This window comes from Ruegeria sp. CE8 (genome assembly GCF_056537465.1).
The window spans coordinates 174,563-190,350 of record NZ_JBQFRP010000008.1; the positions used below are offsets into that span (position 1 = coordinate 174,563).

3 protein-coding genes are annotated in these 15,788 nt (G+C 60.0%); all 3 read right to left on the reverse strand.

Annotation, left to right across the window (positions count from 1 at the left end; genetic code table 11):
• Positions 1 to 64: 64 nt before the first annotated feature.
• The 3 genes from ACR0AA_RS14585 to ACR0AA_RS14595 all read right to left on the reverse strand — a co-directional run bounded on the left by ACR0AA_RS14585 (position 65) and on the right by ACR0AA_RS14595 (position 15,781).
• Entirely contained in the window at positions 65 to 1,696 is a 1,632-nt protein-coding gene (locus tag ACR0AA_RS14585) for a bifunctional aspartate transaminase/aspartate 4-decarboxylase (protein ID WP_480756319.1), read from the reverse strand.
• Positions 1,697 to 1,957: 261 nt separating this feature from the next.
• Positions 1,958 to 2,452, reverse strand: a complete 495-nt coding sequence (locus ACR0AA_RS14590) for an invasion associated locus B family protein (RefSeq protein WP_480756320.1) — start codon at positions 2,450 to 2,452, stop codon at positions 1,958 to 1,960.
• A gap of 3 nt (positions 2,453 to 2,455) precedes the next feature.
• Positions 2,456 to 15,781 carry a hypothetical protein gene (locus ACR0AA_RS14595; RefSeq protein WP_480756321.1) on the reverse strand — a complete coding sequence of 4,442 codons (13,326 nt, stop codon included), beginning with the start codon at positions 15,779 to 15,781 and terminating at the stop codon, positions 2,456 to 2,458.
• Positions 15,782 to 15,788: the final 7 nt, after the last annotated feature.

Sequence of the window (15,788 nt, forward strand, 5' to 3'; positions counted from 1 at the left end):
CCAGAAGACGCCCGTTAACCATTCCGGCTAACCTCATGCAAGCTTTCTGTTTAAGCGCGCTGTTCTAACCGTGTATCGGCACACCTTTTGAAGCGCGGTAGGCTTGCACGTAACCGATAGCGACTGCCCGTACAGCCCGCCCGATTTGTCGGTACGCGCTGTCATCCAGGTTCGCAAAGGATACTCGTGCCGACCAGTTTGGCGCGTCAAAACCTGAGCCGTTCAGCAAGACGATCCCGTGATCCTGTGCAAGCTTGAAAGAGATGTCGAGCGGGTGGACGTTTTCCTTGATCCATTCCACGACCTCTTCACCGACGTATTTGCGAAGCCAGAACTCAAAATCAATTATCCCGTAGTACTTGTCGAAATACGGGTTATCGGGAACCTCAATGCCCAATCCTTCAACGAGTTCGGTAAAGCGATGATCCAGAATACTGCGGCAGAACGCTTGATATGCCTTGTCCTCATCCATCATTTCTACCAACGAAAACAAGGTCATCATGACTTGCTGCGGCAATGAGAGGCCAGCAGTGTGATTAAGCGCAACGTCCCTGCTGTCAGCCACAATTCTGTCGATGAATTTCATTTCTGATGGATTTGGCGACAAAGTCTCATAGCGAGCTTCGACTATTGCCTTTGTTTCAGCAGGCGCTTCGGCAATCATCTTGTCGAAGATGTTGTTCTGGGCGATCACGATCGTTCCCAGCCTCCATCCGGTGCATCCGAAGTATTTGGAGTAGGAATAAACTCCAATAGTGTTTTCTGGCAGGTGGCCCATCACAGACTCGAAATTCGGAACGAAAGTTCCGTAGACGTCATCCGTGAGGATAATCAGATCCGGGCGGCGCGTTTTGACAAAATCAACCAACCTCTTTAGCGCTTCCGGGCTGATGGCGACCGCCGACGGATTGCCAGGATTAACCAGAAACAGCGCTTTGACCTTAGGGTCCGCGAGAGTTTCCAGATCTTTGTCCGTCAATTGAAAGTGATCTTCTTCTTTTGAAGAGACATCCACGACGTTCAGGGAATAGTCTTCGAGCACTGGCATCTCAAGGTAAGGCGTGAAGATCGGCGTGCCCAATGCAATTGTGTCACCGGCATTCAACAGCCTTTGGTTCTTGAGTGACTTGAAGATATAACACATTGCCGCCGTTCCGCCTTCGACGGGAAAGAGGTCAAATTTGGCATTTGGTCGATGCCCCGCGCACATTGCCCACATCAGGTACTCGTGGACAATCGTTTCGTTATGCACGAGGCAGCGGTCTGGCATCGGATAGTGGTCGCCGACAATCCCATCGGTCAGCTCAAGAACAAATGTATCGGGATCGAAATTGAACTTCTGTATTGCGAAATCTACAGCAGCCGCGAGCGCCTCGGCGCCGGGGGGCGTGCTTTGTTTTTCAGAAGCTGCGCAATACGCCTTGAGCCGGTCGTAACACCCCGGACCTTGTGGCATGCCCGCCAAACCCACCTGAGGTTCATTTCGGTGACGTTGAGCCTCGGTCATTGCGAACTGGCCCAGCAGGAAGAACGCTTCTCGCGCCTTAGTGGCAATCCAGTTGGGGTTACCACGCCCGGCGTTCAGATAAGGCAACGTCGTGGCGCGCGACTCTTTCTTTGCCAGTTTAATTAGCTCATCTTTGATCTGAAACGGGCTTAGATTTTCGAACTTGTGTAAATTCAGAGTCTCTGACATCGATTGCCACCCATGATTGTAAATATTGGAATAAAGCAATTTGATAGTAAAAACGGATCGACGTGTCTGTAAACTGTAAGTCTTGTGCAGCAATCGCAAGATTATGGCGCGGACTTGAGGCCCAAGCCCGCACCGTGCCTGCCAATTAGTTTAGTGGCGCTTTCACTCGGTTTCGAGCAGCGCGCCTTTAGACGGAAGTTGCATCCCACTAGCACTTGGCAGTCTGCGGGAAAGGGTAAGGTTTCTGCTATCGTCAGCCTCTTACGGCAGAAGATCCGACACCTGAGTGAACCCGGTCAGATCGAAGCCAAAGGATATCGGTTCTTCGTTGGTGTTTCTGGCCTCGATCGTCAACTGCTTGCCGGCGCGCATGGACGCTATCCAATCCGATGATACCGGAGAACGGGCGAAACAGCCTTGCGCTTCGCAGGTCAGGAACTCTAGTTTGGCCACCTCGGACGTATCGACCTTTGCGGTCAACCCATCGCTGAAAAGCAAACCGAAGGGCAGGGTAAGAACTGCTTCGGTTTCGTCATTGCCCGCAGATTTCACAAATGCGATCGAGGCAAGTCTCTGATTATTTTCACTTAAGACGATGCTCTGCGTCATTTCACAGACAAGTTCCGTGCCTGTTCCCAGATTGCTGCAATTGACGGACCAGGGCGGTGCCGCACTCTCTTGTGCGAGGGCGGGTTGTATCAATCCAAACGACAACGCCGCGGCGCATTTCCAGGTTCTCATGCTGCTGTACCTCATTGATTAGAATTTGACCCCGATCCCCAGGCTGACTTGCAGGCTTTCGGTGGAATCCCCGAACATGTGATCGAGATTGAGATTTACGAAACTGCTGTCATCCATAGCGTAGAGGCCCAATTCCGCGGACACCAGACCTTGCTTGTTGCCGATGAAGCTGGTGTTCGAAAACCCGCCATCGGCAGAACTTGCGCCTGAAAAGCCCGCGCTGACCGAAACTGTGTCACGAGACGAGATTATGGCACCTGCACGAAGGCTTGCGCGCAGTTTCTGTGTAGACGTGAGATACTGTTCTGTCCCGATTTCCAGCGAGGGTGTCATCGAATAGATCATGTCGCTGCTATCCTGAAGCGACACGCCGGACAGGGTTGCCTTACCGTTGCTTTCTGTGGCTAGGCGCGTCGCGTCCAATACAAGTTCCGGTTTTAGGTAGGATTTGCCGCCAGCAAACCTGTAATCGTAGGCAAGGCTGAGGCGCAGATTTTGGTGGTTCATCTTGTGCTTGATCGAGCTGACGCCGATTGTGTCGACAACCGTTCCGTTTGGCAGGGTTCCACTGATCCCGCCCGAACGAACGGTGTCATAGTCCGACCACCCACCAGAGAGCATCGCAGCGAGTTCCCAAGAGGCGATATACTTGGTGAGCGACGCTCCGAGGTTATAGCGATCACCTGTCGCGTTGTACTGTGTCCCGTTGCGAAGACTGATCTGATCATGGCCCAAAGCAAATCCGGCGTAGAGGTCATCGCCGACCGGCAGTCGGAAGCCTGCGGACAGGTTGGTGTTGTTGATATCCAACTCGTCATAAATTCCGGTCTGCTCGCGGTCAAAGAAGGACCTGCCGCCCGCGAACCAGACGCAGCGGCGCGGATCGTCTCCTGACTGGTATTCAGTGTAGCGTTCGCAATTGTGCAGAGCTTCGGCAAATACTCGTGTGCCATAATACGCATCCACCGCATCTGCAGCGTAATCCGCAGTTGTAAAGCTGTCGATTGCGTTAATAACTTCGGCCTCTGTCTGCATATTGCCGATCAACGCGAACAACTCACCTTGCGCAGCTGATCCTTGTCCGTTCAGAATCTGATTGATGTAATCGCCGATCGCTGCCTGGTTCGCATTCATGCCCGGTGTCGAATAGTCCGGAGTAATCACGAGGTCTATCGAACTGCCGTCCGAAGTCGAGCCGTTCAGGCCAATCGAGTAATCCAATACAACCGTGTCCTGTATTGTCGTTCCGGCATCCGAAACGGTTCCTTCAGGATTGATAATGACCAGGGGCAGGGCGCGTTGAAGTGTGTTGAGCTGGGGCGTCAGCGTCCCGCCCATCGTGGCATTCCCTGAAACATTGATGAGGTCGCTACGACCGCCGGATGCTCCCGAGGTTAGGAAGTACACGTCGAAGACCGATGTTGCTGTCGCACCAAAGGCAAGGCTCCCAGTGACGTTCGTGACCTGGCTGACATTGTCGCTGAATGCAAAGTTGGTTGACTGAACCGTTGGGGACAGAGTTCCGTTAAGGCTCCAATTGCTCCCCAGAACCAGATTGCCGTCCACCTGCATTTGTCCGGCGGCACCCAGATTGACCGTATCCAGTGCATAGAATGTTGCACCTTCCTCAATCGTCAGGCCGTTCGTACCCGCACCAAGATCCAGGTTCCCAAGCGCCTTGCCCGCAAGCGTGACCTGATCGTTGCCGTCGCTTGCATTCAACAGCTGGTCGTTTCTCGAAAGCAGGACAGAGTTTTCAGACAAAGTCAGAACATTGTTGGTGCCACCGTCCAAGATGATCGAAGCCACCGAGTCCACCTGACCGGTGCCGCCCATGACAACGCCGTCCAGCCCAAGTGCCATTGTGTCCGCCCCGTCGCGTCCTTTGGATTGAGCGAACACCGCGATGCCCCCTTCGCCAACCGAGAGGACGTTTCCATCCACATTCAGTTCAATGGCGCCACCCGAGCCGACGCCGCCGGCCGAACCGCGGAACACCGAGTCAACGATACCACCACCGCCGCCAAGGGATTGGGCAACGACCCCAATCGCATTTTCCCCGGTCGACATGATATTGCCGGTCTGCGCGAATTTAATCTCGCCGCCGTCTCCACCATTGGCCGCCGACAGATTCACTGAAACCTGGCTGGCGTCGAGGTCGGTGGATACAAGGCCGCCTCCACCACCAATGCTTTGTAGAACAAACCCGTGCGAGCCTTTACCAGTGGTGGTCACATCACCTGTGTTGGCAGTATCGATGCTTCCACCGTCGCCGGTCGAGTCATCTTGCGCGCCTAGCGTTACGTCGATGCGCTCCAAACCAGAAACAACAGCTTCACCGCCGCCGGCACCGATGCTTTGGACGCTTTGACCAAAGGCGTGATCACCGCTGGTGAAAACGTTGCCGTTTAGGGACAGATTGATGTCACCGCCATCGTTTCTGAAGCTGGGATCAGCACCAAGAATGACCGACGCGCTCCGGTCGGTACTTGCGCCGCCATCGCTTTCGCTGTTCAGAACCAGCTTACCGCCGCCACCGCCAATGGACTGCGTCGTACCTGCAGACGAGAAGGCGCCATCGGTGCCCACATCACCAGCCCGACTGCCATCTACGTTTCCGCCGCTGGCGTCGTCCGTATTTATCGCACCCAGGCGGGCGGTTATATCTATGCCGTCGCCGTCCTGAATACCCACTGTGGTCGCGGACGTACCACCACCACCGCCGATACTCTGCAGCATCAGGGCCGTGGACATATTGCTTGTCGTGGCAATGTTGCCCTTGTGCGATTGCATAACCTGATTGCCGGCCATGCCTGACACGTCATCGCCCCCCAGTGCGATATCGCTGTGGATTACGGTGCCGGTCGCGCCAGCAGTGGACCCGGTGAAATCGACAGACGTATCGACATTGCCACCGCCCCCGTTCACGGACTGGACAAACACAGCTTCGCTGCCTGCGCCTTTGACCAGAATGTCTCCGGTCGAATTGACAGTCACAGTGCCCACGGTGCCGGTCGACCCTTCGCGCGCGCCCAACGCCTGTGAGATCGTGTAGTCAAGCGCCGAGACCAGCGGGGATGACACCGAATACCCGGCGTTGCCGCCGCCACCGCCGACGGATTGCGCGTAGATGCCAAATCCGTTCTCAGCGTTCACGACGATAGAGCCCGTATGGTTGACCGTAACGTCGCCGCCATCAGCGCCGTCTCCTCCGGATCCGCCAATGGCGATCTTCGAGTAGGACTTGCCGGTCATGGTGTTCTTGAGGTCGTTGACATCCATCGCAACGGCCAGTCCGCCATTGCCGCCGCCGCCGCCAACGGACTGTGCCATGATGCCATAAGCTCCGGCGCCGTCGACCCGGATGTCGCCGTTGTTCGTGATGACCACGTTGCCTGCAACATTTCCGCTTCCGCCTGAACCGCCGATGTTCAACTGCGCCGTCGGAGAACTGCTGTCGCCCGTCTTCAGGCGCAGCGTTCCGGTGATCGAACTGCCACCATTGCCGCCGCCGCCGCCGATGGACTGCGCAAAGATACCATGAGCACCATCACCAGTTGTAATAATCGTTCCGGTATTGGTTGCCGAGACATTGCCGCCGGTCCCGCCAGTTCCACCTGAACCGCCCAGGCCGAATTGCAAGGCCCGCCGTGTGCTGGCCTCGGCCCCGCCATAGCGCCCGTCGACCGAGATCGTGGAGCCACCGTTGCCGCCGCCGCCACCGATGGATTGCGCAAAGATGCCGTGGCTTTCCCTACCGGTCGTGCGAATTGTGGCGTCGGCTTCGTTGACGACGGTCACCGTGCTACCGGACCCGCCGGTGCCACCAGTGCCACCGATCAGAATGGCATTTGTCGTTGCCCCGTCCGATGACCGACCCAATATGATGTTGCGCACCTGTTGCGCATCGCCGCCGCCGCCGCCGACAGACTGCGCGTAGATGCCAATGGACTTGTCGCCTGTCGTCTGGATCATGTCGCGGTTGGTGACAGAAACAGCTGCAGACATAGCTCCGGTCCCACCATTGCCACCAATGGACAGCGTCGCGGTGTTACCGATGTCTTTGCGCAGGCTGATAATCCGGTTTTCAACCAGACCACCCATACCGCCGCCGCCACCGACTGACTGTGCGTAAATGCCATGAGACATCGTGCCCTCGGTTGTGATGATGCCGTCGCTAACGACAGTCACCGTGTCCGACGTCATACCGTCGCCACCTGTGCCACCAATGTTGACCGAAATAGTTGTGCCAACTGTCGATGGATTAACGACGGCTTTGATGGTGTCGAGGTTTGACTGGCCCGCCTGCACCATACCGCCGGTGCCACCCGCGCCACCGATGGATTGCGCCATCAGGCCAACCGACCGGTCTCCGAAGGTCGCAACGCGTGCCGTGTTGGAAACGTCGACTTTGCCGCCTAAACCACCGGTGCCGCCCGTGCCGCCAATGGAAAGCGCGACGGACGTGCCCTTGCCGGCGGAGTTGCTGGCTTTGCCACCATTGCCACCGCCGCCGCCAACGGACTGAGCAAACACGGCGTGGGCATCCGAACCTTCCGTGGCCACAGTTCCTGCTACCGCAGCCGTAACGTCGCCCGCCGCGCCTCCGGTACCGCCTTCAAGCCCAACGGACAGGCTGGCCTTGTTGCCTTTGCTGTCGCCGGTTTTTGGCGTGCCAATGCTGATAGAGGTCGAGGACGAGTTGCCACCGCCGTTGCCGATGGACTGTGCGAAGAAGCCGTAGGACCGGTTGCCCGAGGTGCGAACGACGCCGTTCGAACTTGCATAGACATCGCCACCGCTTCCACCGGTGCCACCTGTCCGACCGATCTGAATGTTCACGTTGCCGCCATCTACCGATGTGGAGGCAGAGTTATAGCCCGCGTTGCCGCCGCCGCCGCCGACAGACTGGGCGAACAGACCATGAGAGTCAGCGCCACTTGTGGTGATGTTACCTGTGTTGCGGACATCGACCGAGCCACCAATACCGCCTTCGCCAGTCCCGCCGCCGATGGCCAGGCCAAAGCCTTTGTTGGTTGCATCCGAAGCCAGCTCGTAGGTCATGCCAAGGTTCAGGGCAGCGTTACCGCCGCCGCCACCGATGGACTGACCGAATATCCCGTGGCTGCTGTCTTGCAAGGTGATGACATCGCCATAGTGATCTATATCCACAGTGCCGCCGTCTCCCGCTGTTCCGGCATCGCCGCCGATAGCAATTACAGCTGAAACACCGGTTTTGTTGCCGGATGAATCTGCGGGGTTCACCTTGCCTTCCAGCTCATCCAGAACGGCGTTGTAATTTGAAATCACGGAGTCATCGACCCCCGTGTTGGTCGGCGTTTTGCGGTCGGTTGAATCGCCGGTGCCGCCGTTGCTCTGACTGCCGGTGGTTTTGCTGATACCTACTACAGCATTGATCCCGGCATCACCGCCGCCGCCGCCGATGCTGGAAGCCTCAATGCCGTGCGATCCAACGCCGTCAGTCTGGATGGTGCCGGCTGTCGCGACTGAAGTGCCGCGTGCCACAGTGACATCGCCCGCATCACCGCCGCCCCCGCCGAAGCCGCCAATGCCCATTGCTATAGGAGAGCTGTCCTTGGTGCCGACAAAGGTCGCATTGATCCCGCCAGTGCCGCCGCCGCCGCCAATGCTTTGGGCAAAGACACCGCGGGCATGGTACCCGTTTGTCGCGATATTGCCGGTTTGCGTGACGGATACATCACCCGCATCCGCGCCGGTGCCACCGTGACCGCCCAGTCCACCGACGATGCTCAGATCGGTCTTGCCGTCGGAGTTGTTCGAGTCGCCATAGTTCAGTTGTCCGGTCACGTTCAACGCACCGTTGCCGCCGCCGCCAGCGATGGACTGCGCCAGAACACCGTGCTTCCAGTTGCCAGCTACTGAAACAGCGCCGGTATGGTCCACGGTCACATTGCCCGAAACATTGCCGTCGCCACCAAAGCCACCAACACCAAAGGTCACCGAAGGGATCTTGCCGTCTTTGCTGAGGGCAATGCCCCCGGAAACGTTCAGGCCGCCATTGCCACCGCCGCCGCCGATGGATTGCGCCATAAGACCTGCCGAGCCGTCAGTATCCTGCTTTTCTTCGTTGAAGACGCCCATATCTATGAACAAACGTTCCAGTCCGAAGGTCGACGCCAGTTCTTCGGTCTCGTCGACGATCGTGTCCCCAAGGAAATCGCGCAGTTTGTCTTCGAAGGTAGTGTCGTCCGGGATCGAGATGTCGTCGGGGTTGGTTGTCACCGTGATGTCGGCCTGCGATGTAACCGTTACATCACCAGCTTTGCCGCCATCTCCTGCAAATCCGCCAACGCCAACAATCAGCGAGCTGTCCGAGACTATCCCTCCGGACACGTTCATCCCGCCATTGCCGCCGCCACCGCCAAGGGATTGCGCCAGCAGACCGGATTGCCCGGTGCCATGCGCCCTGATTGTACTTCCGGCCTCGATATCCACATCCACGTTTCCGGCATCACCGCCGCCGCCGCCGAAACCGCCGACACCAACAACAACTGCGTAGGACTTGCTGCTATCCGTCTGGCCGGCGCCGGGTTTTCCGCTAATCGCCAGTCCGCCCGATACGTTGGTACCACCATTGCCACCGCCGCCGCCGAGGGATTGCGCGATAATGCCGCTTGCCCCCTTGCTTTCATCAACTGCGAAAGAGCCGTCTGTTTGCTGAACCATCGGAACCGCCTGAACGCTTCCGGTGTAGTCCAGATCGACCGCGCTTGCGTCACCGCCCGATCCACCGAATCCTCCGACGCCTGCGGCGACTGAGAAAATCGTATCGGATCCCGATGGTTTTGTGAGAGACAAAGTGCCCGAGATGTTCACGCCGCCGGTTCCACCGCCACCGCCGAGGCTTTGAGCGAACACGCCGTGTGATCCGTCACCTGCGGTTACCACGTCGCTTTCTACGTCCAGTGAGACCGTACCGGCATCACCGCCGCCACCGCCAAAGCCGCCAAGGCCTAGACCAACTGCAGCTCCGGATTTGCCAGTCAGACTGACCGCGCCGGAAACGTTGAGACCGCCATTGCCGCCTCCACCACCAACGGACTGAGCCATGACGCCGATGCTGTCCGAACCCGTCGTAATAACCGAGGTTGCGCCGCTAGTGCCCGTGTTGGATCGGAGGGTGCTTGTCACATTGCCACCATTACCAGCTCCGCCGCCGAAGCCGCCAACACCCAAGCTGATAGAGCCACCGTTTTGCTGACTGATGCCAAGCGATGCCGAGATGTTTGTGCCGCCATTGCCGCCGCCGCCGCCAAGGCTCTGCGTCAGAATACCTGTACTGCGGTCACCTTCGGTTCTGACGCCACCTGTAATGGTCGATTGGACCAGCGTACCGGCATTTGCGCCGCCGCCGCCAAACCCGCCGACGCCAATTCCCACTGCCGCGTTCGTTGTTCGGGACAGGGACAGGGCGGCCGAGATGTTTGTGCCACCATTGCCGCCGCCGCCGCCAAGGCTGTGCGTCAGTATGCCGACCGAGTCGTCGCCGGTTGTCGTGACATTCCCGGTGACACGCTGCGTGACGTTATCCGCCGCGCCACCGTCGCCGCCAAACCCACCAACGCCGATGCCAAGGCCGCCCGAGAAATTGCTGGCAACGGAAATCGCGCCAGAGATGTTCGTAGCGCCATTGCCGCCACCGCCGCCGAGGCTTTGTGCGACTATGCCGGCAGATCGGGAACCGGCCGTGCTGACATCGCCCGCGTAGGTGTTGTCGACTACGCCGCTTGTGCCGCCACTGCCGCCAAATCCGCCGACACCGATACCGGCAGCGCCAGACCCGGTGCGGGCAATGCTGATCGCGCCCGAGATGTTGAGGCCGCCATTGCCGCCGCCGCCGCCTACGGATTGAACCAGAACGCCAGTTGCATTCTCGCCTGCAGTCGCAACATCCCCGGTGACCGACCCCGTAGCGGAGCTGGCATTGCCGCCATCTCCGCCTGAGCCACCGATGCCGACCCCAACTGCTCCGCCGCCGGTGCCCGACAGGTTCACGGCCGCCGAGACGTTCAGCCCCCCATTGCCGCCGCCGCCTGCAGCAGATTGCACAAGAACACCACCTGAATTGTCGCCAGCAGTTGTGACGTTGCCCACCACAGTACCTTTGGCAGTATCCGCGTTGCCGCCGCTGCCGCCGCTGCCGCCAAGTCCAACGGATGCACCGCCGCTGCCGGTGCCAGCCACCGTGACGGTGGCCGAGACATTCATGCCGCCGTTTCCGCCGCCGCCGCCAAGGCTTTGAACGATGACACCGCCCGAGTCGCCGCCTTGTGTCGAAACGTTCCCGGTCAGAGTCGCCTCTGCGGTACCGCCATCACCGCCCGTTCCCGATGCCCCGCCAAGGCCGACCGATGCGCCGCCCGATCCGGTTCCTGCAGCCGCAACAGCGACTGAAATGTTCATTCCGCCATTGCCGCCGCCGCCGCCAACGGATTGTGTTAACAAGCCAGTAGAGGTTTCGCCCAATGTCACGATGTTTCCGGTGACATTCGCAGTTACCGCAGACGCGTCGCCGCCACCTGTTCCGCGACCTCCCAGCCCCACAGCGGCGGCACCGGACCCAGTACCTGCACCGGTTAGGGAAGCAGATACGTTGAAGCCGCCATTGCCGCCGCCGCCGCCAATGGATTGCGCGACAATTGCGCTCGACTGCGCGCCTTCGGTCCGAACGCTGTTTTCGACGGTCAGGCCAACAATGCCACCATTGCCGCCGCTGCCACCAGAACCACCCAAACCGACGGTGACAGTTCCTGCGCCGGTGCCAGCGCCCGCAATGGAGGGCGAAACATTGAAGCCACCGTTACCACCGCCGCCGCCTACGGATTGGGCCAGAATACCTACGGACGCGTCGCCTTTGGTTACAACATTCGCCGTTGTTTTGGCCGTGACCTGGGTGCCGTTGCCTCCGGCGTCACCTGACCCTCCCAGGCCAACTGACAGCGACCCCGCAGCGGTTCCCGCGCCAGAGATAGTCGGGGAGACATTGAATCCGCCATTGCCGCCGCCGCCGCCGAGGGACTGTGCAACAAAACCGCCTGAGGCAAATCCATCGGTCAAAATAGTTCCGTTTGACGTCAGCGTGACATTGCCACCGTCACCGCCCGTGTCGCCCGAGCCGCCCAGCCCGACACCGATTGCGCCGCTCGCCGTTCCTGCGCCAGAGATCACAGCGGAAACATTGAACCCGCCATTGCCGCCGCCGCCACCGATAGACTGCGCTACGACGCCAGAAGATTGATCGCCTTGGGTTTCAACCGCATCGTTGGAGGTCGCGATGACCGTGTTGCCGTCACCTCCGCCTGCGCCCGAGCCGCCCAGACCAACAGAGACAGCACCGCCAGCGGTGCCCGATCCCTGGACTGACGCGCTGACGTTAAAGCCGCCGTTACCACCGCCGCCACCAACCGACTGTGCCAGAAACGCTGTAGCAGAGTCACCTTGGGTCAGGATTTTCCCGTTTGAAGTCAGGGAAACAGTGCCACCGTTTCCTCCGCCATCTCCTGTGCCGCCCAGCCCGACGCTGACTGCGCCCGAGCCGACGCCTGCACCGCTGCCAGTGCCTGAAACGTTAAAGCCGCCGTTACCGCCGCCGCCGCCAATGGATTGGGCGACAACACCGGACGACCGGTCTCCGGTCGTGGTAACACTTTGTGTTGTGGTAAGCTCGACTGTTCCTCCGACCGCGCCGCTGCCGCCATTACCGCCAAGTCCAACCGATACAGCGCCGCTGGCCACACCCGCGCCAGCTAGCGAAGCGCTGACGTTGAAGCCGCCGTTACCGCCGCCGCCGCCAACGGATTGCGCCAACACGGCCGTGGAATCCGCGCCAACCGTGGTGACTGTCCCTGTGACACGCCCGGTTACTGATTGGCCAATCCCGCCACCGGATCCGTCGCCGCCAAGGCCCACGGTGACGGCACCTCCACCTGCGCCTGCTCCCGCAATCCCTGCAGTGACATTGAAACCGCCATTACCGCCGCCGCCGCCAATAGACTGGAACACGACGCCGCCTGAATTGTCGGACAGCGTTGTGACATTCCCTGCAACCTGACCTTCGACAATGCCACCGTTGCCGCCTGTGCTGCCATCTCCGCCCAGACCGACTCCGATTGTACCGGCACCGGCACCACCCGCTGCGACGCCCGCAGTAACATTGAAGCCGCCATTGCCGCCTCCACCGCCGATGGATTGGATTACCACCCCGGTCGAGCGCAGCCCTTCGGTGCGAACATCGCCATTCACACGAACACCAGTGACGGTCCCGCCGATGCCGCCGCTGCCGCCGTCGCCGCCCAGACCGACGTCAACGGTGCCGGCACCTGCACCGCCCGCAGCCAGACCAGCCGCAACGCTAAATCCGCCGTTGCCGCCGCCGCCGCCGATGGATTGCACGATCACAGCTCCGGAATCGTCGCCGCGCGTTGTGACGTCCGCGTCAACCTGCGCGGTCACCGCGCCGCCCGCGCCACCGCCGCCTGCTTTTCCGCCAAGACCTACGCTGACAGATCCCGCCGCCGCACCGCCGAAATCAGCGCTGGCCCCGACGCTGTAACCGCCGTTGCCGCCACCGCCGCCAACGGACTGTGCGACGACACCGCTGGAGAATGCGCCGCTGGTTTCAATTGTATTTCCGCCGGCAATCAGGGTGACGTCACCGCCAATTCCTGCGCCGCCGCCGTCTCCGCCCACGCCAACGTTAATTCCGACTGCGGCCCCTGCGCTTGCGCTGATCCCGGCAGCGATACTGCCGCCGCCGTTTCCGCCGCCACCTCCGACGGATTGCGCGATCATCCCGCTGGAGTTCGTGCCCGTCGTCGTTATGTCCGCATTAGTATAGACGCGGACGAGACCACCATCCCCGGCGCTGCCGGCCTGACCGCCGAGACCAACAGAGACATTTCCGGAAAACAGAGCCGAGGCACCTCCGGTCGCTGCGACAGCCAAACCACCGTTACCGCCGCCGCCGCCGACGGACTGGAACAACATACCGGTCGAGCGGTTGCCGGTGGTGACAACGGTGCCTTCGAAACCCGCAGCCGTGCCAACACCGCTGCTGTTGAATTGGCCAACGGTAACAGGCCCGCCTATGCCGCCCGTGCCGCCGTCTCCGCCAACCCCAACGGCCAGTGATCCGGAAACCGGACCGCCGGACACTGCGACTGAAACGGCATATCCGCCATTACCGCCACCGCCGCCGACCGACTGCAGCAAGATCCCAACGGAATCATCCCCACTGGTCTGCACAGATGCCGAATTGGTGCCGGTCAGAGTGACTTCTCCGCCATTTCCGCCATCACCAGCGGAACCCCCAACCGAAATTGACGCGGCCCCAAATGCGCCGACGGCGACTGAAACTGCGCCACCGCCATTGCCGCCACCGCCACCGACAGATTGAGCAAAGACACCCGTCGAGCGATCACCCGATGTTTGGATGGATGACGGTTGGGTGTTGTCAGTGTTGGACAAGGTGACGTTGACGTCACCACCTGCGCCGCCGCTACCGCCGTCACCGCCGATTGCCACACCAACGAATGCACCGACAGATCCGGACGACCCGCCATTGCCGCCGCCGCCACCGATAGACTGGGCCAGAATGCCCATCGCATCGTCTCCGGTTGTGGTGATGATCCCGTCATTCACGATGGTCACGTCCGAACCGGCGCCACCGCCACTGCCGTTACCCCCAACCGAGACCATGCCGCCGGACGATCCGCCGTCTCCGCCGCCGCCGCCGATGGATTGGGCAATGATACCTCGGGCACCGTCGCCACCTGTCACGATGCTTCCAAAATTGCTTACACTGACTGCAGCGCCTGATCCGCCTCTGGACCCGGTTCCGCCGATCGCGACAAGTCCATATGAGTTCGCGCCAGTACCGCCGCTACCGCCAATGGATTGAGCCATGACACCGTCCGCGCCGGTTCCTGAGGTCAGAATAGTGCCAGTCCCCTCGATTCTGACGCTGACATCGTCGCCGCTGCCGCCGTTCGATCCGACCCCGCCCAGCGATAGCGAAACCAATCCGCCTGCGGTTCCGCCCGAACCGCCGCCGCCGCCGACCGACTGTGCAACAATCCCGCGCGAGAAATCGCCGCGGGTTTCAATGGCACCAGCGTGCGAGACAATCACCTCACCGCCATTGCCGCCATTATCTGCGCCGCCGATAAGCGACACCAACAGGTTTCCGCTTGTTCCCGCAGACCCGCCCGATCCACCGACCGACTGAGCATAGATACCGTTTGCGTAATTCCCAGTCGTTAAAATGCTGGCGCCGGACTTGGTGTTGACTGTTACAGTTCCGCCGTTGCCGCCATATCCGCCGTCACCAGAGGACCCGACCAGCCCCCACTGAGAGCCACCATTGCCGCCGTTGTTCGACACGCTAAGCGCGTAGATGCCGTCGGCGGAATCTCCGGTTGTTGAAATCGTACCTTCTTGGGTGACCGTGACATTACCCCCGTCGGCCGAGTGTCCGCCGGTGCCGCCGCCCGGGGCCGCGAAACCGCTGCCGCCGTTTCCGGCCTCACCGCTGCGGCTAAACGCGAAAATACCCTTGTTGCCGGAACCTGACGTTTGAATGGTGCTGCTGGCCGCCTGCGTCGCGTTGACCGTGCCCCCTTTGCCACCGTCGCCACCATCGCGCCCGTCCCAAAAGCTCAGATACGAGTCACCGCCGTTCCCGCCGTCGCCTCCGACACTGCCAACCTGCCATCCAATGTTACTGGTGGCATTGACATCCCCGCTCAGGGTTTTTGTCTGAGTGGGCCCTGTGGCACCATTGCCGCCTGAACTTGGCGGTACAAACAATGCGCCATCCCGACCGTTGCTTCCGTCCTGACCGTAAACAACCTGATCCACGCCATTTGGTCCCGAGACATCCACCGGCGCGGTCACGCCACCCGGAGTGCCGGAACTGTTGAAGCTGCTGTTGTACTGCGAAACGGTCAATTGGGTGGACAAACTGGCCGTGCCCGAAGCACTCGAATTGCTGATTTGTGCCGTCGTTCCGGTTATGGAAACAATTTCAAAAGCAGCCGGAGGATTGTCAGAATTGTAGATCGTATCGCCCGCATCTTTCACGAGAAAAACGTAGCCGTCGGCTGTTTCCACAAAGGCCGTTGTTCCGGCGGTTGGGGTCGAAGCCGGGTCTACGATAAGCGCGCTGACCGTAGTGTCCAAGCCGGTTACAGGATTGGTAACAGTATCTCCAACTATTGACGAAGATGTCGGGGCTGCCAGAGACTGTGTTGAAATCAAAGCGAAAAATGAAACAGAAATTAGGAAGTTTGATTTGATTTTCACCCGTGCA

Bases quoted from the DNA above. Each gene is read 5' to 3' on its own strand.
- ACR0AA_RS14585 (WP_480756319.1), bottom strand. From the start codon at position 1,696: ATGTCAGAGACTCTGAATTTACACAAGTTCGAAAATCTAAGCCCGTTT.
- ACR0AA_RS14590 (WP_480756320.1), bottom strand. From the start codon at position 2,452: ATGAGGTACAGCAGCATGAGAACCTGGAAATGCGCCGCGGCGTTGTCG.